Annotated in this window: 15 protein-coding genes; 4 read left to right on the top strand and 11 right to left on the bottom strand. The window is 61.5% G+C overall.

Annotated elements, in window-relative coordinates:
• From B3849_RS01745 to B3849_RS01730, 4 genes are all read left to right on the top strand, one after another.
• Window positions 1-929, top strand: a 929-nt coding sequence (locus B3849_RS01745; RefSeq protein WP_286779735.1) for a phosphoethanolamine transferase, incomplete at its 5' end; no start/stop codon positions are given.
• Window positions 926-1,327, top strand: a complete 402-nt coding sequence (locus B3849_RS01740) for a diacylglycerol kinase (RefSeq protein ID WP_009825846.1) — start codon at window positions 926-928, stop codon at window positions 1,325-1,327. The genes B3849_RS01745 and B3849_RS01740, both read left to right, overlap by 4 nt.
• 112 nt (window positions 1,328-1,439) lie before the next feature.
• Window positions 1,440-2,096: a response regulator transcription factor gene (locus B3849_RS01735; RefSeq protein ID WP_037964708.1), complete on the top strand. Its 657-nt coding sequence runs from the start codon at window positions 1,440-1,442 to the stop codon at window positions 2,094-2,096.
• Complete coding sequence (locus tag B3849_RS01730) at window positions 2,093-3,451, top strand: sensor histidine kinase (RefSeq protein WP_278425412.1); 1,359 nt, start codon at window positions 2,093-2,095, stop codon at window positions 3,449-3,451. Before B3849_RS01735 ends, B3849_RS01730 begins: the two co-directional genes overlap by 4 nt.
• A gap of 58 nt (window positions 3,452-3,509) precedes the next feature.
• Here B3849_RS01730 and B3849_RS01725 read toward each other — a convergent pair whose 3' ends face one another.
• The 11 genes from B3849_RS01725 to nirB all read right to left on the bottom strand — a co-directional run bounded on the left by B3849_RS01725 (window position 3,510) and on the right by nirB (window position 19,778).
• Window positions 3,510-5,207, bottom strand: a complete 1,698-nt coding sequence (locus B3849_RS01725; protein ID WP_286779734.1) for an ABC transporter ATP-binding protein — start codon at window positions 5,205-5,207, stop codon at window positions 3,510-3,512.
• 31 nt (window positions 5,208-5,238) lie between these two features.
• Window positions 5,239-6,003 (bottom strand): ABC transporter ATP-binding protein, encoded by a 765-nt coding sequence (locus B3849_RS01720; protein WP_278425415.1) that lies wholly within the window; start codon window positions 6,001-6,003, stop codon window positions 5,239-5,241.
• A complete protein-coding gene (fhuB, locus tag B3849_RS01715) occupies window positions 6,000-7,982 on the bottom strand; it encodes a Fe(3+)-hydroxamate ABC transporter permease FhuB (protein ID WP_278425416.1) in 1,983 nt (660 codons plus the stop codon). Before fhuB ends, B3849_RS01720 begins: the two co-directional genes overlap by 4 nt.
• Window positions 7,979-8,800 carry an ABC transporter substrate-binding protein gene (locus B3849_RS01710; RefSeq protein ID WP_286779733.1) on the bottom strand — a complete coding sequence of 274 codons (822 nt, stop codon included), beginning with the start codon at window positions 8,798-8,800 and terminating at the stop codon, window positions 7,979-7,981. Before B3849_RS01710 ends, fhuB begins: the two co-directional genes overlap by 4 nt.
• Before the next feature lie 53 nt (window positions 8,801-8,853).
• On the bottom strand, window positions 8,854-10,992 hold the full coding sequence (locus tag B3849_RS01705; protein WP_278425418.1) for a TonB-dependent siderophore receptor: 2,139 nt from the start codon (window positions 10,990-10,992) through the stop codon (window positions 8,854-8,856).
• Window positions 10,993-11,094: 102 nt separating this feature from the next.
• On the bottom strand, window positions 11,095-11,889 hold the full coding sequence (locus tag B3849_RS01700; RefSeq protein ID WP_286779732.1) for a helix-turn-helix domain-containing protein: 795 nt from the start codon (window positions 11,887-11,889) through the stop codon (window positions 11,095-11,097).
• 210 nt (window positions 11,890-12,099) lie between these two features.
• The gene (cysG, locus tag B3849_RS01695) at window positions 12,100-13,518 is read right to left on the bottom strand and encodes a siroheme synthase CysG (RefSeq protein ID WP_278425419.1); all 1,419 of its coding nucleotides are present in this window, start codon (window positions 13,516-13,518) and stop codon (window positions 12,100-12,102) included.
• Window positions 13,515-14,450: a glycosyl transferase family protein gene (locus B3849_RS01690; protein ID WP_278425420.1), complete on the bottom strand. Its 936-nt coding sequence runs from the start codon at window positions 14,448-14,450 to the stop codon at window positions 13,515-13,517. Before B3849_RS01690 ends, cysG begins: the two co-directional genes overlap by 4 nt.
• Window positions 14,447-17,023, bottom strand: a complete 2,577-nt coding sequence (locus B3849_RS01685) for a nitrate reductase (protein WP_278425421.1) — start codon at window positions 17,021-17,023, stop codon at window positions 14,447-14,449. Before B3849_RS01685 ends, B3849_RS01690 begins: the two co-directional genes overlap by 4 nt.
• Window positions 17,020-17,355: a nitrite reductase small subunit NirD gene (gene nirD / locus B3849_RS01680; protein WP_037964691.1), complete on the bottom strand. Its 336-nt coding sequence runs from the start codon at window positions 17,353-17,355 to the stop codon at window positions 17,020-17,022. The genes B3849_RS01685 and nirD overlap by 4 nt, the downstream gene beginning before the upstream one ends.
• Window positions 17,352-19,778 carry a nitrite reductase large subunit NirB gene (nirB, locus tag B3849_RS01675; protein WP_278425422.1) on the bottom strand — a complete coding sequence of 809 codons (2,427 nt, stop codon included), beginning with the start codon at window positions 19,776-19,778 and terminating at the stop codon, window positions 17,352-17,354. The genes nirD and nirB overlap by 4 nt, the downstream gene beginning before the upstream one ends.

The raw sequence follows: 19,778 nt of genomic DNA, 5'->3' as shown, positions 1-19,778 counted from the left end.
TTGCGGGGGAAACCGCGCGGGCGCAGAATTTCAGCTTGAACGGATACGGCGTCGACACGAACCCAGAGCTGTCCAAGCTGCCAATTATCAACTTTAGCAATATCCAGTCCTGTGGCACTGCCACGGCGGTGTCACTGCCTTGTATGTTCTCAAAATACAGCCGAGCTGACTACAGCTTTGAAAAAGGCACCTCGACCGAGAATGTGCTAGATGTCTTCGGGCATGCCGGGCTGCAGGTTGAATGGTGGGACAATAATACCGGCGACAAAGCGATTGCCGCACGGTTCAAGACACGCAGGTTCAACGATCTGACCGACCCGGAGTTCTGTGCAACGGGTGAATGTATCGACGGCATATTCCTTGAGCCGTTGAAAGACTACATCGCATCGATCAAGCAGGACACGGTCCTGGTTCTGCACCAGATCGGCAGTCACGGGCCGACCTATTATCAGCGCTATCCGGCGGCATTCGAACGCTTCACACCCGCATGCCGTACGGCGGAGTTCAAGAAATGCACCCCGCAGGAGATCACCAATGCCTATGATAACACCATCGCCTATACGGATCAGATCCTTGCCCAGACGATAAAAATGCTTGCCGCGAATGAAGCTTTGGCCACGTCACTGCTTTATGTGTCCGACCACGGTGAATCGCTTGGCGAACGCGGGCTGTATTTGCACGGGGCACCCTATTTCATGGCCCCGGACACGCAGACCCATGTCCCGATGCTCCTATGGATGTCAGACGCATTCCGAACCCGCTTTGGCATCGATGAAAGCTGTGTGGCGGAACAGAAGGACAAGCCGCTGTCACACGACAACCTGTTCCATTCCCTACTTGGGATGCTCGACATCAACACCGCAGAGCGTAACCCCGATCTGGATATCTTCGCTTCCTGCAAAACAAATACTGAGGTGGCCAAGATATGAAGCCGGAAATTATCAAACCGCTTGAGAAACCCGAACGCGTTACGGGAGTCGCCCATCTGTTTGCCGCTGCGGGCTATTCGATTGGCGGGCTGCGACGTCTTTGGATGGAAACCGCGTTCAGGCATATCATTGTGGCGCTGCCAATCGGTAGTGTTCTGCTCTACATCATGGATGCGGGTGTCGCTGATTTTCTGGTCTTTCTGGTCCTCTTTTCGGCTCTTGTCGCGGTCGAGGCTCTGAATACGGCGATCGAATGCATCGTCGACCACCTCGCTCCACAGTGGGAAGTTTTCGCCCGTGACGCCAAAGACCTTGGTTCGCTCGCAACCATGTGCTTGCTTTTCGCGAACGGTTTTTTCATGGCTGTGGTCGCTTTGCGCTATTTCGGGATGGCCTGAGATATGCCGATGAACCGGTCGCAGAAAATAGAATGCCCTAAGCCTGAAACTATGATCATGTCAGCGGCAGCCGAATTGGCTAAGCCGCGTCTCGGAACTGGACAGTAACATTATGCGCATACTCTTGATCGAGGATGAAAAAGCTTTGGCGCGGCCGCTGAAAGAGCATCTGGAGGCGGATCGTCACATTGTCGAATGGTTCTGCACCCTGGACGAGGCAGACGCCGCGCTGCGTACGCTATCCTATGATGTGGTACTTCTGGACCTGCAGTTGCCTGATGGCGACGGGTTGGATTTTTTAAGCAAACTGCGGGCAAAGGCCATACGCACGCCGATCCTCATTCTCACTGCCCGCGACAAGGTGTCGGACCGGATAGAGGGGTTGAACAGGGGGGCTGATGACTATGTGATCAAGCCTTTTGACCTAGATGAGGTCAAAGCGCGCATCCATACCGTCTGTCGACGCAGCGCCAACCAGTTTGCCCAAACGGTTCAGCTGCACGATGTGGTGGTCAATCTGTCCGATCACACTGTCATGCGCGCTGAACAGCCCGTACGTCTGACCGCTAAGGAATGGGGCGTCTTCGAAACGCTACTGCGCCGCAAACCCCAGATCGTGCCGAAGGAGAGCCTTGAAGCTGCCATCTATGACTACGGCGAAGAAGTCGAAAGCAACGCGATCGAGGCACATATCAGCCGTTTGCGCACGAAATTAGGCAAAGACCTTATCGCCACGCACCGTGGTTTAGGCTACGCCTTGACCTCATGACACGCCGCCACAAAAGTCTGGTTCAGTCGCTGCTTGGGTCGCTGCTTGTGCCCGGGCTGGCGGTGATGGTGATTGGCGTTTTGATCGTCCAGCATATCTTCAAGGACGAGTATGACGAGCTGCTTGATGCCAGCCTGATTGGCAAGGCGCATCTCTTGGTGGAGTTCATCGAAACGGCCCAAGGCGACGCGGGCTTTGACGTGGGCGGCTTGCTGGATTTTGAAAGCAAACTGCGTAAGCCGGATGAACGCGCGTTGATGTGGTATCTGGATCCGGATGGTCAGGTCTACGCGCAGTCAAAAAGCGTTGGTGCTTTCGCGCTTCCCACGCCATTGGCCACCGGACTAAGCACCGCCGCCGGGCATCGCTTTATCATGCTCCGTTCAGATCAGCCCGAGACGGGCAGCGTCGTTGTGGCCGAGCCGATGGTGGAACGCAATGAGGCGATAACCGATGTGGTGATCGCTGTGGCGATCGGTTTTGGCCTGTTGGGGGCGCTATTTGCGTTATCCTCCTTCTGGGCGGTTCGACGATCAGTCGCGATGATTGCCGAGCTCAGCCGGAACATCGCAGAAAAGAACGAACACAACCTTTCTCCGATTGAACGCGAGAATGTCTTTTCCGAAATAACCCCGGCGATTGATACGCTTGACGGGCTCATGGGGCGACTTGACCGCGCCATCACCGCAGAACGTGCCTTTGCCACGAATGCCGCGCATGAATTGCGCACCCCCGTTGCCATTTGTCTGGCGCAGGCGCAGCGGCTGCGGGCAAAGCTGAGCGACCCCGCAAAGATCGACAATATCGTCGAAATCGAAACAAGTCTGAAGCGGCTTGAGCGCTTGATCGAGCGCCTATTGCAATTATCAAGGGCGCAATCAGGACTGGGCCTCAATGCGGTCGCGACGGATGTTTCCCCGGTGATCACGCTTTTGATGTCCGAGATGCGCAGCCGAAGCCGCGCCCCGGAAAAGATCGAATTGAAGTTTCCCGAAACTCATTTTTCAACGCGCGTTGATCCGGATGCCCTTGGGATCATCCTGAACAATATGTTCGACAACGCCCTGAAGCACGCTCGCGGCCCTTTGCCCACGGTTGTAGACGCCAGCCAATCGGGGAGAGTTGCCGTCGTGAACGATTGCGCCCCTCTCTCACCTGCGGACCTCGACCGCATAAAGCAGCGGTTCAACCGACGTGGCGCGCTGTCAGATGGATACGGGCTGGGACTGTCGATCATACAAGATCTATGCGCCCAGTCCGGATGCCAACTTGAAATTTTCGTACCCCGGGAACTGAGCCCGCGCGGTTTTGCTGCCGTCTTGCGCCTGCCCGAGACGACGAACGACCCAAGGTGACTTTCCCCAACTGATCCAGAAGCACGCCCAAGCAGCACCAAACGTTGTAAAATGCGTGTCAGGTCAGCCGCGCGTAAAGGCCATTGCGCGCGCGCAAGCTGTCGTGTGTTCCGGCTTCGACCTTGCGCCCTGCCTCCATGACGATGATCTGGTCGGCATGTTTCACCGTCTCAAGCCGATGCGCGATAATGAGCGTGGTGCGGCCCTTTGAAAGCCGCTCCAACGCCTGCTGGATGTCGCGCTCCGTCTCGCGATCCAGCGCCGATGTTGCCTCGTCCAGGATCAGGATCGGTGGGTTTTTCAGGAAAGCGCGAGCAATGGCGACACGCTGTTTCTGCCCGCCCGACAGCATGACACCTCGCTCGCCCACGACGGTTTCCAGCCCCTCGGGCAGTGCGGAGACGAGCGCGCCCAACTGGGCATTCTCGACCGCGGCATCCAGTTCCGCCGCCGTGGCATCGAGTTTTCCGTACAGGATATTCTCGCGCAGGGTGGACCCGAATAGGAACACATCCTGAGAGACCAACCCGATCTGAGACCGCAGACTGTTCAGGGTCATATCCGCAATGTCGATCCCATCAATCGTAATCCGCCCGCCGGAAGGGTCGTAAAACCGCGGGAGCAATGCCAGAAGCGTTGTCTTGCCTGCACCCGACGGCCCGACGAAAGCCACTGTCTCACCGGCTTTGGCGGTCAAGGTGACGTTGTGCAGAACGGGCAACGGGCTGTCATAGGCAAATGACACATCTTCAAAAGCGACCTCGCCTTGCGTGACGGTCACTGCGACGGCATCCGGCCGATCTCTGACATCGCGGTCGGTCTGCAACAATTCGGTGTAGCGTTGGAAACCGGCGATACCGCGGGGGTAGGTTTCGATCACTGCGGCAATTTTCTCCAGCGGGCGGAAAAAGACGCTGACCAGCAGCAGGAAGCCGACAAAGCCGCCCGTGGTCAGCGACCCTTCCAGCACAAAACCCGCACCCGCCACCATCACCACAACCTGCACGAAACGCAGGCCCATGTAGTGGATCGCACTGGCCTTCGCCATGATTGCATAGGCCGACAGTTTAGTCCTGCGATAGGCTGCGTTGTCACGCGCGAACAACGTTTCTTCGTGATCTTCATTGGCAAAGGCCTGCACGACCCGGATGCCGCTGATGGCTTCCTCCAGGCGCACGTTAAAGGCCCCCACACGCGCATAGATATCGCGCCAAGACCGTGTCATGCGCGCGCCGTAAACGGCCACGACCCAGACCATCAGCGGCACGATCACGACCGTAATCAGGGCGAGCGTGACATGCAGATTGATCATCAACGCAAAGGCACCGACAAAGGTGACCACCGCGATAAACAGATCTTCGGGCCCGTGGTGCGCGACCTCGCCTATCTCTTCCAGATCGCGGGTCACGCGGGCGACAAGCTTGCCGGTGCGCGCCCGGTCATACCAGCGCCACGAGAGCCGCGTCAGATGCGAAAAAGCGCGGCGGCGCATCTCGGTCTCGATCTCGATCCCCAGACGGTGCCCCCAATAGATCACCACCCCCATCAGGGCGGTATTGATCAGATACACCAGCAACAGCCCAATCGCGGCCAGTATGGTCAGCCTCAGGTCGCCAAGCGGCAGCAGGTGATCTATGAAGGCGGTGATGGCAAGCGGGAAGGCAAGCTCCAGCAAGCCGGACAGCACGGCAGAGCCGAAGTCGACCCAGAACAGGCGCATATGGGGGCGGTAGTATTCGAAAAATTGGCGGAGCATAAGCGTGGCTTTCGGATGAATATGGTCGGGGTCAAATCGGATGAACGACCGGGCTGGGCTTTGTGTCGATGACTTGCATGGGCAGTCCGTAGATCCGCCGTAGCGCGTCGGGGTCGAGCAGGCAGTGCGCCGCGCCCTCAAGCGCCACGCGCCCGGCATCCAGCGCGATAACATGATCGCAAAAGCGCACCGCCATATTCACGTCATGCAGCACCACCACGGCAGAAAGCGACCCGGCGTTGACCGTTTCACGCAACAGCCCCAGCACGTCGATCTGATGGGCCACATCCAGCGCCGAAATCGGTTCATCCAGCAGCAAGCTACGCGCCCCCTGCGCCAGCATCATCGCTATCCACGACCGCTGTTTTTCCCCGCCCGACATGGTGTCGACCATCTGGCCGCGCTTGTGCTCCAGACCACATTGCGCAATCGCCGTATCAATCATAAAGCGATCCTCGGGGCCCAATCGACCCAAGGCGCCGCGCCAAGGGTATCGGCCAAGCGCGACCAGCTCCTCCAGCCACAGCCCTTCGGTCGGCGGGGTCACCTGCGGCAGAAATGCCAGATCGCGGGCAAAATCCCGCGGCTTCCAGTCTCTCAAATCTTGGCCGCCATATTGGATGGTTCCGGCGCTCGGCCGGGTTTGCGCGGCGAGCATTTTCAGCAGCGTTGATTTGCCCGACCCGTTGCGCCCGACAAGCGCCGTGATCCCCGGCTTGATCGCCAAGGAAAGGTGATCGACCAGCCGCCGCTTGGGCACGTCAAAGCAGACATTTTCGAGCGTAAAGAGGGTCATGCGTGTCTCCGTCCGAGCAGGGCAATGAAAAGCCAGGGCGTGCCGATCAGCGTCGCGAAAAGCCCCAGCGGCAGGTCGTAGGGATAGCTGGCGGTGCGCGCCCCAAAGGCCGCGAGGCTCATGAGCAACGCACCCAGACACCAGCTGGCAGCCAGAAACGGCGCAGGGCGCAGCAGGCCAAGGCTGCGGGCGATATGGGGGGCCATCAGGCCAACGAAACTGACCGGGCCGACCAGCACGCTTGCCGCGCCAGTGGCCAGCCCTGCCGCCAGCACAACGGCAAGCCGCACGGTGCCAAGCGGCACCCCCAGACCCTGCGCGACACCCGATCCCAGCGGCAGGATGTCGAACCAGCGCGACAGCAAAAGCGCCGCGCCAAGCGCCGCCACCGCCATTGCGGCAAGCGCCATCGCCCCTGCGACCGTGACCCGTGTAGCGCTTCCCGCAAGCCACCCCAGCAGGGACCATGCTCTGGGATCGCCTGACGCCATGATCGCCGCCAGCAGGGCCGAGGCGAAGGCTCCGATCGCCAGCCCCGCCAGCAACAGCCGCGCCGGTGCCATATCACTGCGCGCCGCATAGGCGGACAGGATGATCAGCGTCGCCCCCGCCCCACCCGAAGACCCGAGCGCCAGCGTCAATGGCGACGGGGCAGGCAGCAGGAACAGCGTCGCCGCATAGCCAAGCGCGGCACCACCGGTCACGCCCAGAACCTCGGGCGCGGCCATCGGGTTTGCCGTCACCCGCTGCAATGCGGCGCCCGAAAGCGCCAGCAGCGCTCCGGCAGCGGCAGCCGCCAGAATGGCCGTGGCCCTCAATGGCACGAAACTCGCCGTAATCGCGCCCGATATCACGCCCCAGCCCTCGGGTCCGCGGGTGCCAAACAGACTCAGCACGGCAAAGGCGACCGCCGCGCAGGCCAGCAGAGCAACCCGCCGCCACGGGTGCGGCGCGCGCGGTGGCAGGGTGTCGTTACGTTCAGCCTCGGGCGGGACAATGTTGCGCAACCGCGGGAGCAAAGCGATCAAAAGCGGCCCGCCAATCAGCCCGGTCAACGCGCCCGTCGGCAGTTCTGGCAGCCCAAAGGCGGCAAGCGCCAGCAGCGCGCTGTCCACCAGCCACAGCAGCAGCGCGCCCGCCGGTGGCGCGGCCAGCAGGGCTTGCGCCACGCTGCGCGCGCCCAAACGCCGTGCCAGGGCTGGTGCCGCCAGCCCGACAAACCCGACCAGCCCCACCTCGGCAGAGACCATGGCCGAGACGAACACCGCCAACGCAAGCGCCGCGACCCGTATCGCCCCGACTTGCGCCCCAAGCGCTTTGGCCGTGGCCCCGCCAAGACTTAGGACCACCAGTGGCCGCACCAGCAAGGCGGCTCCTGCCGCCCCCAACACCAGCACCACAGTCAGTCGGATCACCCCGTGCCAACTGTCTTGCGAAAGCGACCCGCCGTTCCAGATCACCAGCGACAGCAGGTAATGCCCCTGCCCCAGTGTGAGCGCGGTAGAGATGGCGGAAGCAAGCATGCCCACCAGCATCCCCGCGATGGTGACCGTAATAGGCGCAAAGCCACGCCGCGCGCCAAGCGCCATGACAATCAGCGCTGCAAGCCCGCCTCCGACCACTGCAACAGGGCCGGGACCAAGGGCAAGCATATTCGGCCAGAGCAGCGTGGCGCAGACCAGCGCCAGCTGTGCACCCGAGGCCACGCCGAGGGTCGTTGGATCGGCCAGCGGATTGCGCAGCACTGCCTGCATCAAAGCGCCCGACAGCCCCAGAAGCGCCCCGATCAGCAGGGCAATGACCGCCCGCGGCATCAACCCGAAGGCAAAGAGGATCTGTTCGGGCGACAGGTCTTGCGGCCCTGCGATAGGCAGCACCCAGTACGCAGCGGGCAGGGCGGCAAGCGCTGCGATGGTCCATAGGCACGCCGCGCCGAGGGCGGCCACAAGGGGCAGCGTTAAAAAGGGCGGACGGATCATGCGGCTTCCAGCGCCGTCACAAGATGGGACGCAAAACGCAGCCCGGAAGGCGCGCCGCCAAAGGGCATCTGATCGGGCAGATACGACACGCGACCCGCCCGCACGGGCGGCAGCGCGGACCAAAGCGCGCTTTGGCCAATCGCGCGCCGTGCGGTCACCGGTAAAGCGCCCGCGATGACCAGATGCGCCTGCGGAAAATCGATCAATCTGGACAGAGGGACCGGGGCATTGAATCCGAATTCAGTATCGCCGTCCCAGGCATTCGTCAGGCCGATCCGGCGAAGCGCCCCGCCATACAGGCTGTCGCTGCCGTAGATCTGCACATGACGCGCATCCCCCACCGTCATCACCACAAAGGGGCGCGCGGCAAAGCCTGTCACCCGTGCGCGCAGCGCATCGAAAGCGGCCTCAAAGTCCTGACGCACCCGGTGCCCAACCTCTCCGCGGTCCAGCTGTATTGCCAACGTCTCCAGCGCCGACAGCGCCTTGGGCAGCGCCGGTTCGGTCGGGATGAACATATTTTGCGTGAACACCGGTGCGATACGTCCCAGCTGCGGTTCAACGAAACTGTAGAAATTCGACGACAGGATCAGGTCAGGGGCGACAAGGCTCAGCGCTTCGAGGTTGGGGCTGCCGCGCAACCCGACATCCGCACACCCCGGGGGCAGCGTCACCGCCGTACCGCGCAGGAATTGACGTTTCTCTGCCACGGCAACCAGCGGCAGGTCGAGCGCGGCAGCGGTTTCCGCCATCGCCCAGTCAATCGCGGCGAGGCGCGATCCCCCCCAACCGCGCGCGCCGCGCGCGCGAGATGCCACAAGAGCGCAGGCTCCTGTGGCAATGATCGCACGGCGCGTGAGGGCGAGGCGCTTTACCACTTCTTGGACAGCGTCGCAGAGATCGTGCGCCCGTCGCCATAGTACGTCGAGAAATAGCCCACCGACGAGACATAGGCCTCGTCTGTCAGGTTGGTCACATTGACCTGCAGCTCTGTGCCGTCATCAAAGTCATAGGACATGGCCGCATCCAGCAGCGTCACAGAGTCGAGCTGATTGGCATTTGCGTTGAACGCATAGCGTTCCCCGATGAACCGCGCGCCTGCGCCCACGGTCAGCCCGGCAAGCGGTCCGCCCTGTATCTCTTTTGATGCCCACAGCTTGAAGGTATGTTTCGGGGTCAGCCCCAGTTCGTTGCCATTGTTGTCACCGCCGATGATCTCGCTGTCGGTATAGGAATAGCCGCCCGTCACGCTCCAGCCGTCGGCCAGATTGGCACGGCCTTCCAGCTCTAGTCCGCGGATGCGGGATTTGCCGACCTGATCATAGGCCCGCACCCCGGCCCCATTCTGCACATAGACGGGGCGGTTCTTTTCCTCGAGCTGATAGACCGAAGCCGACAAATAGGCATCAAGGGTGGCGGGCAGGTATTTCGCGCCAACTTCCCATTGCTCGCCCGTGGTCGGGTCAAGCGCTGTGCCCGTATCGCCCGGCTCTGCAAAGCTTTGGAACGAGGTGCCATAGGACAGATAGGCCGACACGCCATTGTCCCAGACATAGCCAAGGCTTGCCTGACCGGTGGTGGCGCTGTCGTCGCGTGTCAGATCAACGGTGCCGGGCGTGCCGCCAGAGCCCGGAACGGTGTATAGCGTGTTGGACTGCCCCTCGGATTTGTTGCGATCATGGCGCAAGGCCAGACCCGCGCGCCAATGGCCATATTCGATTTCGTCGCTGGCGTAGATGCCGACCTGTTCCACGGTCACATTCTTGTTCGCATACCAGCTTGCCCCGTCGCGCACCGGCGTGATCGGGCTGTAGTCTGGCGCGGCAAAATCAATGCTGTCCTGACCATAGTAAAACACGCTGAGCGCAGTTTCTTCGAACCGGCTGGCATTGATACCAAAGGCGAGATTATGCAGCACATCGCCGGTCAGCGCCGAGCCTTCAAGCCGCAGGTCCGTGGCATAAGACGTCACATCTTCGTCTTGCAACAGCTGTGTGCGCGCCACATCGGTGCCGGTCACGCCGCCGACAGAAAGGTTGGAATAGGACCAGTCGAATTTCGTCACGCCGGTGTTGCTGACCAGCCGCCAGCCATTATCGAACGTGTGGGTGACCTGCGCGCCCAGATTAAGCACCTTGCGGTCGCCGTATTTCAATGCGTCATTGCCAAAGTAGAAGTCGCGCAAATCTTCATCGGAACGGGTGCCGACCAGCCCGTTGGGCACGCCCGAGGGGGAATCCGGGTCGTCATCCTGATAGGACAGCAGGAATTCTACCGTCGTTGCATCGGTCGCCTGGTATTTCGCGGCAAAGCCCAGATAGGCCCCGGGGTTGTCGTATTCATCGATCCCCAAAACACGATTGCCCGCCTTGCCGACGATGCGATAGGCAAAGCGGTCATCGACCACGCGGTTGGCATCACCAAAGACATAATAGGACCCGTTGCCATCCGCATGCAGGCCCAGCTCGGTCGTGTCGCCATCAGATTGCGCGCGTTTCTGGATGAGGTTCACCAGCCCGGCGGGCGACCCTGCCCCGTATAGCACCGAATTTGGGCCGCGCAGAAGCTCCACCCGTTCCATGCCGTAAAGATCAAGCGAGGGCGCGCCATAGTTCGGGCGCGTAGAGCGGCTGAATTGCAACCCGTTGAGGTAGATCTGGTTTTGCAGGTCAGCCCCGCGGACCGAAATTGAATCAAACCGCGGGTCCGCCCCATAGGCTTCGGTCACGACACCCGCCGCATAGCCAAGCGCCTCTGAAAGATTGTTGGCGGCCGTATCCTCGATCTGGTCGGTGGTGACCACCGTGACGGAGGACGGCGTTTCCAGCAAGGACCGCCCGCTTTTGGTCGACGCCGTGGTACCCGCGGCATAGCCCACCACCGGGCCGGTCGGGTCTTCTTCGGACTGGATAATGATCTCGCCCAGATCAACGGCGTCCTGCGCCGTCGCCACACCGGCAGACAGGGCCAGCGCGCTGGTCCCCAGCATCAAGAAAAAGGTGAACTTCATGGATATACGTCCCGCTGTTTATTTTTCCGAGTATTTAACTCAGCTATAAGGCGACGTCTTGAACGCATCCGCCGTCATTTGTCCCAATCCGCTGTAAACGTGTCACTGAATATCGCGTCGCCACTGCGATGGCGGCACCCCGACAGACCGGCGAAAGACCCGTGACAGATGGGCCTGATCGGAAAAACCGGTTGCCGCGGCGATGTCGGCAAGGGGGCGTCCGGGGTCGGCCATCATCTCCTTAGCGGCGACGACGCGGCATTCAGCTATCCAGCGTTGCGGCGACAGACCCGAGGTTTGCTTGAACGCGCGGCTGAACCAGCTTTCGGAGAGCCCCGCCAAATCGGCCAATTCGCCCACCCCGACGGGGCGAAAGATATTCTGCGCCATGTACTGCCGAACCGCCGTCATATGCTGAGGCGACAGCCCGCCGGACGCAGGCAGGGCGTTTTGCGACAGCGGCTCCATCACTGCGCCCAAAAGCGATTGCAGCAGGCCTTCCAAGACCATCGTCCCACGTTGAGGGGTCTCCACTTCGCTGGCCGCAAGACGGCCAAGGGTCAGCAGCACGCTATCCTCCGGCGCAAACATCACGCGGCGGGGCAGATCTGATACACCGATCGCACCAAGCCGTGTCTGCAATGCAGCTGCGTCGAAATGGAAATCAATATGGCTGAGCCTTTGGGCCTTGCCCAGCTTGCTCCACAACGGGGTGCCTGCCGGTACAAAGAATGCGCGCGTTCCGAATTGGGCCGTCGCCCCCTCGCCCGTTCGAAGCGCGATCAGCGGCGGGGTGTCATCCAGAAAGACCACAAGGCGCGGATCCGGCGCGGTGTAATACCCGCCGCCCCCTTGGTCCCCGTCGACATGCCAGACATCTGCGATAGCCCCCGACAAGGGCCGAAACCGTAAGGGCTTGATCGTGCGCAGGTTCCGAGTCTGCGCCTCCATACGAGGGACAAAAACCTGTGGCACATAGGATTTTGATAGAGGGGCGGATGACATGACGACGCGCTGAGACAGCTCCAGAGTTCTGAAACCATTTTCTGACAAATTTACTCGGATAAGTCAATTCCGCAACATCCCCGCGGGGATCTGCATGTAAGTTCAGTCTTGCACCATCGATACGACGCGCCCCACTGCGCTTTGCGCCAAGGGCATATGAGCCTGTTGTGCCTCCCGAGGCCACCGGATGAACAGCATGGCCTCGCCTGCGACCTTATTGACGCTCAGCGTCGCTTCCAGATCTTGAAGGGAGCAGCGCAAAATCTTCTGATCCTTGCGCTGCGCTTTCACGGCGATTTGCAGGTCGAACTGAACCCCCGGATGCGCTGTCTTTAGGTGATCCACAATCTGTGGCGCCGCCCCCACGGCCATGTAAAGCGCCACACATGTGCCGGGTCTGATGTCCTTGATCGGTTCAGGCACCGTATATCCATCTTGGCGATGGCCGGTCGTCAGCACCACGGTGTCGATCGTGCCCCGATCCGTCAGGCTTTCACCGATGCTCGCGGCCGCGGCGCAGGCCGCGGTGACGCCGGGAATGATCTCGAAAGCGATACCGCTGGCTTTCAGCGCATCGACTTCTTCAGTGCTGCGCCCGAACACCCCCGGATCACCACATTTCAGGCGCACGACGCGCTGGCCGCGTTTGGCAGCCATCACAAGGGTCTGTGTGATTTTCTCTTGCGGCCAGCTGTGACAGCCCGGAGCCTTCCCAACGTAAATGCGCTCGGCGTCACGACGGGCCAATTCAAGGATTTCAGGGTCAAGCAACCGGTCATAATAGATCACATCGGCTTCTTGCAGGCGCTGCACGCCGCGCAGGGTGATCAGATCCTTCGCCCCCGGTCCTGCGCCAACAAGGCTGACGCTGCCGCCCGCAGCGGTGCCGAAGTCGCCCGTTTCGATGGCCGACTTGATACGCTTGGCCGCCGCGCGTTCGGCACCGGCGGCAAACATCCAGCGCGGGCTGTCGTTGAAGACCCAACGCCACAGATCGCGACGCGCGCGCGGATCAAGGCGCGCAGACGCTTTCCCCCGCAACCGGCCCGCAAGAGCAGCAAAATCCCCCAGCCGCGGCTCCAGCATTTCCTCTACTTTCGTCTTGATCTGGCGGGCCAGCACCGGGGCTGTCCCCTCGGTGCCGATGGCCACGACCACCGGATCACGGTCCACGATCGAAGGCGTGATCGCATCGCAAAGCTGTGGCTGGTCGACGACGTTCACAACCGCCCCGGCCTCTTTGGCCAAAACATGCAGCGCCATGTCCGCACCAGGGCAGCCAGTGGCGATAAAGGCCAGCGCGGTGTCTGAAAAGCTGTGCGGGGTGATTGGACCGTCGTGAAGTGTGACACGGCCCGATGCAGCAAGGTCCGACAGTTCGGCATCGAATGTGGCGGCGCAGATCTCGACCGTCGCTTCGGTTTTCAGGATCAGTCGCGCCTTCTGGGCGGCCTGTTCGCCCCCGCCCATGATCACGACGCGGCGGCCCGCCATTTGCAGGAACATTGGAAATGTCTTCATGCGGATTGCTCCTTTGGCTGGTGTCGCTGGTCCCAAAGGCTGCGCGCCATTTGGTCGGCTTGAGAAAGCGTCCGAGACGCCTTCAGCGTCCACAGCGCAAGCGCCGCAGTGCCGGTCACCGTGGCGATTGCGAAAGGGTCGTCCACGCGCCCTTGCCACAGGCCATGCAGGTCGATGATATCGCCTGTTTCATGCAAACGCCGGGTGTCATCCAGGATTGGCGCGGCGGTCTGCTGGATATGCGCCCCGTCGCGCAGGCCGAACAGGGCGATGTCCTTGGAGGGATGACGCTCGAATTCGCCGCCGCCCCCTTTGATGATGCTCAGATCCTGCTGGTCCAATAGCTGCGCGGCTTGGGCCTGCAGGCTGCGGTAGGACGGGTGGAACACGCCTTGCACCGTCGCCGGGGCCTCGGACGGGTTCCACATCCGCAATACCGTATTGAAGCACGACCTGAGGCCAAGTGTATCGCGCAGGTTCAAGATGCTGAAAGCCGCAGGGCTTAGGGTTTCTAGCGGGGTATAGGCCACCTGCGGCCCGGCAAGATCGATCACCTCGCGCACCGATGCATTGGCCGATTGATGCGAATTCCACCCGTGCATCGAAATGCTGTAACCGGCCTGCCCCACCAGCCGCGCAGCAAGCAGGAACAGCGGCACCCCCCGGCTGCGACCTGCGGCGTAGGACGGCCAGTCCAGATCCGCTTTGGGCAGTTTGCCCACCACGTGCGCGCGCAATGCGGCGGTGAAACCGGCAATCTCTTCGGGGGTTTCGCCGCGCAGACGCATGACCATCAACAGCGCGCCGACCGCTTCGGGGGCAGCATCACCGCGTAAGATCAGCGCCATGGCGTCCTGAGCTTCGGCCAAGGTCATCGCGCGGGCACGCCCCTTGCCGCGCGCGACGATCCGGACATAGGGGGCCAGGCTCATTCTGCGGCCATCCGTTGCAAGGTCTGATCCAGCAAGGCGGCGAGTTCGGGTTTGCACGACCCGCAGTTTGTCCCCGCACAGGTGGCGTCGCCCAAGGCCGCGACGGTAGAGGCCCCGCCGGCGATCGCGGCCAGCAAGGTGTTGCGCCCCACATCAAAACAGGCACAGACCGTAGCACCCGGGTCCGGCCGGTCAGCGGCATTGCGCCCGGCGAGCGCCGCCAACGCCGATGTGTCCGTCCCGATCAGCGCGATAATCGCACTGCGCGAGACGACCACCGGATTGGGGGATACGAAAAGCAGCCCGGTGATCCGCCCACCTTGGGTTATCGCAATCCGGACGCCACCGGTTGCCGCGTCGGACTGGAGCGAGAGATCACCCTCCGCCTGCCCCGTCAGAAGGCGGGCCTCTGCCTCCCAATCCTCGGGGCTTTTGCTGCCCGCCAGCTCTGCCTGCCAGCCGGTATTGGTGCGGGCCACGGCGGCATAGGTGGTGCGCGTGGCGGGTTCCGCGATGCTTGCCAGAAAGCCGTACCATTTCGCCTTGAAAACCTCGGCAGTGACAGCGCTGGCCTTCAAGGCGGGTTGACCTGAAATCGGATCGGTCAGCGGCGTCATGACGCTATTGACCGTCCCCGCGGTGCTGCGCTGACGTGTCCAGTGCATTGGCGCGAACAACGCACCTTGGGCGACGCGCGGGGTGATCAACGCCCGCATCAAAACGCGACCACGGCTGTTTTGCAGCGCGATCAACGCCCCGGGGAGCGCCCCCAATGCGGCGGCATCAACTGGGTTCATCTCTACATAAGGTTCGGCCAGATGTGCCCCAAGCCGCGCTGATTTGCCCGTGCGCGTCATCGTGTGCCACTGGTCGCGGTTCCGTCCGGTATTGAGCGTAAAGCGTGAATTCAGCGACACAGGCGATGTCACGGCAACCATCTGCGCCTTGCCGTCAGGGTGATAATATTGCCCGTCCGCAAAGAAACGCGCCCCGTTTCGTGGCCATTGGGTCGGCACCATTTTCGCGTAATCCGCATCGGCAAAAATGCTCAGATCAAGATCGCGCGGGAAGGCCGAAGCGGCCTGATCAAGCGCGACATATTCGGCAAAGACATCCGCGGATGAGCCATAGGAAAAGGCACCCGAAAACCCCATACGCTTGGCCACGTCGCTGATGATCTTCCAGTCGGGCCGCGCCTCAGCGGGGGCGGGCAGAAAGGCGCGCTGGCGCGAAATGCGCCGTTCGGAATTGGTCACGGTGCCGTCTTTTTCACCCCAACCGGTGGCGGGTAGCAGGACGTCAGCCAAAGCGTTGGTATCCGTCTTCTCCATGATGTCAGACGCAACAACAAAGGGCACATTTGCAATTGCCGCCGCCACGCCATCGGCATCGGGCAACGACACCGCGGGGTTGGTCGAGATCACCCACAGTGCCTTGATCCGCCCGTTGGCACAGGCCTCGAACAGATCGACAGCCTTCAGTCCCGGTTTTGTGCAGATCGTCGGGCTTTGCCAGAAACTCTGCACCGCGCTGCGGTGCGCTTCATTCCCGATCTCTAGGTGGTTTGCCAGCATATTGGCCAGACCGCCCACTTCGCGCCCCCCCATGGCATTGGGCTGGCCGGTCAATGAGAACGGGCCCATCCCCGCCTTGCCGATGCGCCCTGTGGCAAGATGGCAATTCAGGATCGCGTTTACCTTATCCGTGCCACAGACCGATTGGTTGACGCCTTGGGAGTACGCGGTGACGACTTTGGGCGTGTTTGCCCAAAGCGCATAGAAATCGGCCAATTCCCGAGCGTTCAACCCGCTGTCCGCCGGATCACTGGCCTGTGCCGCCGCCAGCGCCGCGTCCAGCCCGTTCACATGGTTTTCCGTATAGGCCGTGTCGAGTTTTCCGGTCTCTGCCAGATACGCCAGCAACCCATTGAACAAGGCAACATCCCCGTCGGGAGCGATCCTCAGATGCACATCCGCTAGATCGGTGGTCGCCGTACGACGCGGATCGACATTGACGATCCGCATATGGGGGCGGGCCTGTTTTGCGGCGGCAATACGCTGGTGCAGGACCGGATGGCACCACGCCAGATTGGACCCGACAAGCACAACCAGATCGGCTTGCTCCAGATCTTCATAGGTGCCGGGAACGGTATCGGTGCCGAAGGCACGCTTGTGCCCCGCGACAGAGGACGCCATGCACAAACGTGAATTCGTGTCGATATTGGCCGCCCCGATGAACCCTTTCATCAGCTTGTTGGCGACATAATAGTCTTCGATCAGCATCTGGCCCGAGGCGTAGAAGGCGACGCTTTCCGGCCCATGCTGCGCGATGGCATCGCTGAATTTCTGCGCCACCATATCCAGCGCCGCATCCCAGTCTGCCCGCACCCCGTTGATCTGCGGATGCAAAAGCCGCCCGTCCAGATCAATGGTTTCCCCCAAGGCAGCACCTTTGGAGCAGAGCCGCCCGAAGTTGGCCGGATGATCCGGATCCCCCTTGATTGTACCATCGGCGGCCGCCAGCACCCCGCAACCTACACCGCAATAAGGGCAAGTGGTGCGCGTGAGGGTCATGCGGCGCTCCGCGCTTGCAGGAACGTCCGGTCCAGCAGGATGCGCCCGCTTTCCACCCGCGCCGGATAGGTCGCGACGCGGCCCGCGTCCGCGCCCTGCGCCTCTCCGGTCTCTAGCGAGAATACCCAGTTGTGCAGCGGGCAAGTTACGGATTTGCCATGCACGATGCCTTCGGCCAGCGGCCCCGCCTTGTGCGGACAGGCATTATCAAGCGCAAAGACCTCATCCTCAGCGGTGCGGAACACCGCGACACAGCCAAGCGTGGTCTTGATCATACGCGCACCGCGCTGTGGCACATCATCAAGTGCTGCGATATCGATCCAGCTGGTCATTCCGCAGCCTCCAGTGACAGGGTTGCAAGGGGTTTGTAGCGCTCGGCCTGCTGGGTCACGTGTTCGGCCCACGGGTCTTTGCGGTAAATCGTCTGGCTCAGTTCGAAGCGATCAACCAAAGCGTCGCCTTCGGCAGCAACCCGTTCCTTGATCCAGTCCAGACCGACCTTGGCCATCCATTTGTAGATGCGATCGAGGTATTTGGCATTCTCGCGATACAGCTGGGTCACCGCCTTGATCACATTGATCGCCTCTTGCTCGGTCGGCACCTGGATCAGCAATTCGGTTTCCCTGACGTCCATACCGGCCGCCCCGCCGATGCTGATCTGGTATCCGCTGTCGACACAGATGACCCCGATGTCCTTGCAGGTCGCTTCGGCGCAATTGCGCGGGCAGCCCGACACCCCGAGTTTCAGCTTATGCGGCGTCCAGGCCCCCCAGAGCTCTTTCTCAAGCTGGATGCCCAGACCCGTGCTGTCCTGGGTGCCAAAGCGGCAATGATCCGTGCCGACACAGGTTTTGACCGTGCGCAGCCCTTTGGAATAGGCATGTCCCGACACCATGCCGGCCGCGTTCAGATCGGCCCAGATGTCGGGCAGATCCTCGCTTTTTACGCCCAATAGGTCGATCCGCTGCCCGCCGGTGACCTTGACCGTCGGCACCATGTATTTATCCGCCGCATCGGCAATGGCACGCAGTTCGTCCGGCGTGGTGATCCCACCCCACATGCGCGGCACGACGCTGTAGGTGCCGTCCTTCTGGATGTTGGCGTGTTTGCGTTCGTTGATGAAACGTGATTGCGGATCGTCGCGATATTCCAGCGGCCAATCGGCAAGCAGATAGAAGTTCAACGCGGGACGGCAGACGTGGCAGCCGTCGGGCGTCTTCCACCCGCATTCCTGCCAGACCGCCGGCATCGAGGTCAGTCGCTGCGACTTGATCATCCGCCGCACGTCTTCGTGGGTCATATCGGTGCAGCCGCAGATCGACGCCGCGGCAGGCAAGACGAAATCATCCCCCAGCGTGACCGCCAATACCTGTTCGACCAGCCCGGTGCACGTCCCGCAGGATGCGCTGGCCTTGGTCGTCGCTTTGATCGCGCCCAGATCAGAGGCGCCCGCCGCGATGGCGTCTTCAATTTGTCCTTTGCAGATACCGTTGCAGCCACAGATCTCCGCGTCACGCGGTAAGGCTGCAACAGCTGCTAAAGGGTCCAGGGGGGTCCCCCCTTGGTAGGCCGGGCCGAAAATCAGCGTATCGCGGATGTCGGCGATGTCGGTCTTGTCGCGTATCAGGCCAAAGAACCAGTTGCTGTCGGCGGTGTCGCCATACATCACCGCCCCGATAACCACGTTGTTCTTGATCACCAGACGGCGATAGACACCCCGCGCCGGATCGCGAAAGACGATATCCTCGCGCCCCTCGCCATCGGCAAAATCGCCCGCACTGAACAGATCGCAGCCCGTCACCTTGAGCTTGGTCGACAGCTCTTTCGGGACAAAGGTCGATGACTGCCCCAGCAGGGTCTGCGCCGCCACTTTTGCCTGATCGTACAGCGGTGCCACCAGACCGAACAGCGCGCCATTATGTTCCACGCATTCCCCGACAGCCAGCACATCGACGTCGGAGGTCACCATCTGGTCATCCACATGGATGCCCTTTCCAACGGCCAAGCCTGCGCCCTGCCCGAGGGCCACGTTGGGGCGGATGCCCACGGCCATGACCAGCAAATCGCAGGGCAGTTCCGTCCCGTCATCCAGCAGCAGGGCGCGGACCTTTCCGTTCTCGCCCAAGATCTCCTTGGAGTTTGCGGCGCATTTGACGGTGATGCCCTTATCCGTCAGGGCGCGGCGCAGCAGATATCCTGCGGCCTCGTCCAATTGCCGCTCCATCAAATGCCCCATGATGTGCACAACGGTCACGTCGACGCCGCGGGCCGCCATGCCTGCCGCCGCCTCCAACCCCAGCAGCCCGCCGCCGATCACGACGCATTTACTGCCTTCGCCCAACCCCATCATCCGTTCGGTGTCTTCCAGATCGCGGTAGGCGATGACGCCGTCCAGATCGTGACCCGGCAAGGGGATCATAAAGGGGTTCGATCCGGTGCCCAGAAGCAGCTTGTCATAGGACACTGTGCCATTCTCGCCCGTGACCGTCTTTGCTGCGCGGTCTATTTCCAGCACCTTTTCGCCAAAACGGCAGGTGATGTCATTTTCGGCGTACCATCCAGCATCATGGGTCACGATGTCAGCATAGGTCTTCTCTCCCGACAGGACCGGGGACAGCATGATGCGGTTGTAGTTGCCCCGTGCCTCTGCGTTGAAAAGGGTGATGTCATAGGTTTCGCGGTCCTGTTCCAGAAGGTGCTCCAGCACCCGACCGGAGGCCATACCGGCACCGATAACGACAAGTTTCTGTTTCAT

The organism is Sulfitobacter sp. UBA4523, from assembly GCF_002388305.1.
GTDB lineage: Bacteria > Pseudomonadota > Alphaproteobacteria > Rhodobacterales > Rhodobacteraceae > Sulfitobacter > Sulfitobacter pontiacus.
Note: the sequence above shows the minus strand (reverse complement) of the source record. Positions and strands in the feature narration are given on the sequence as shown.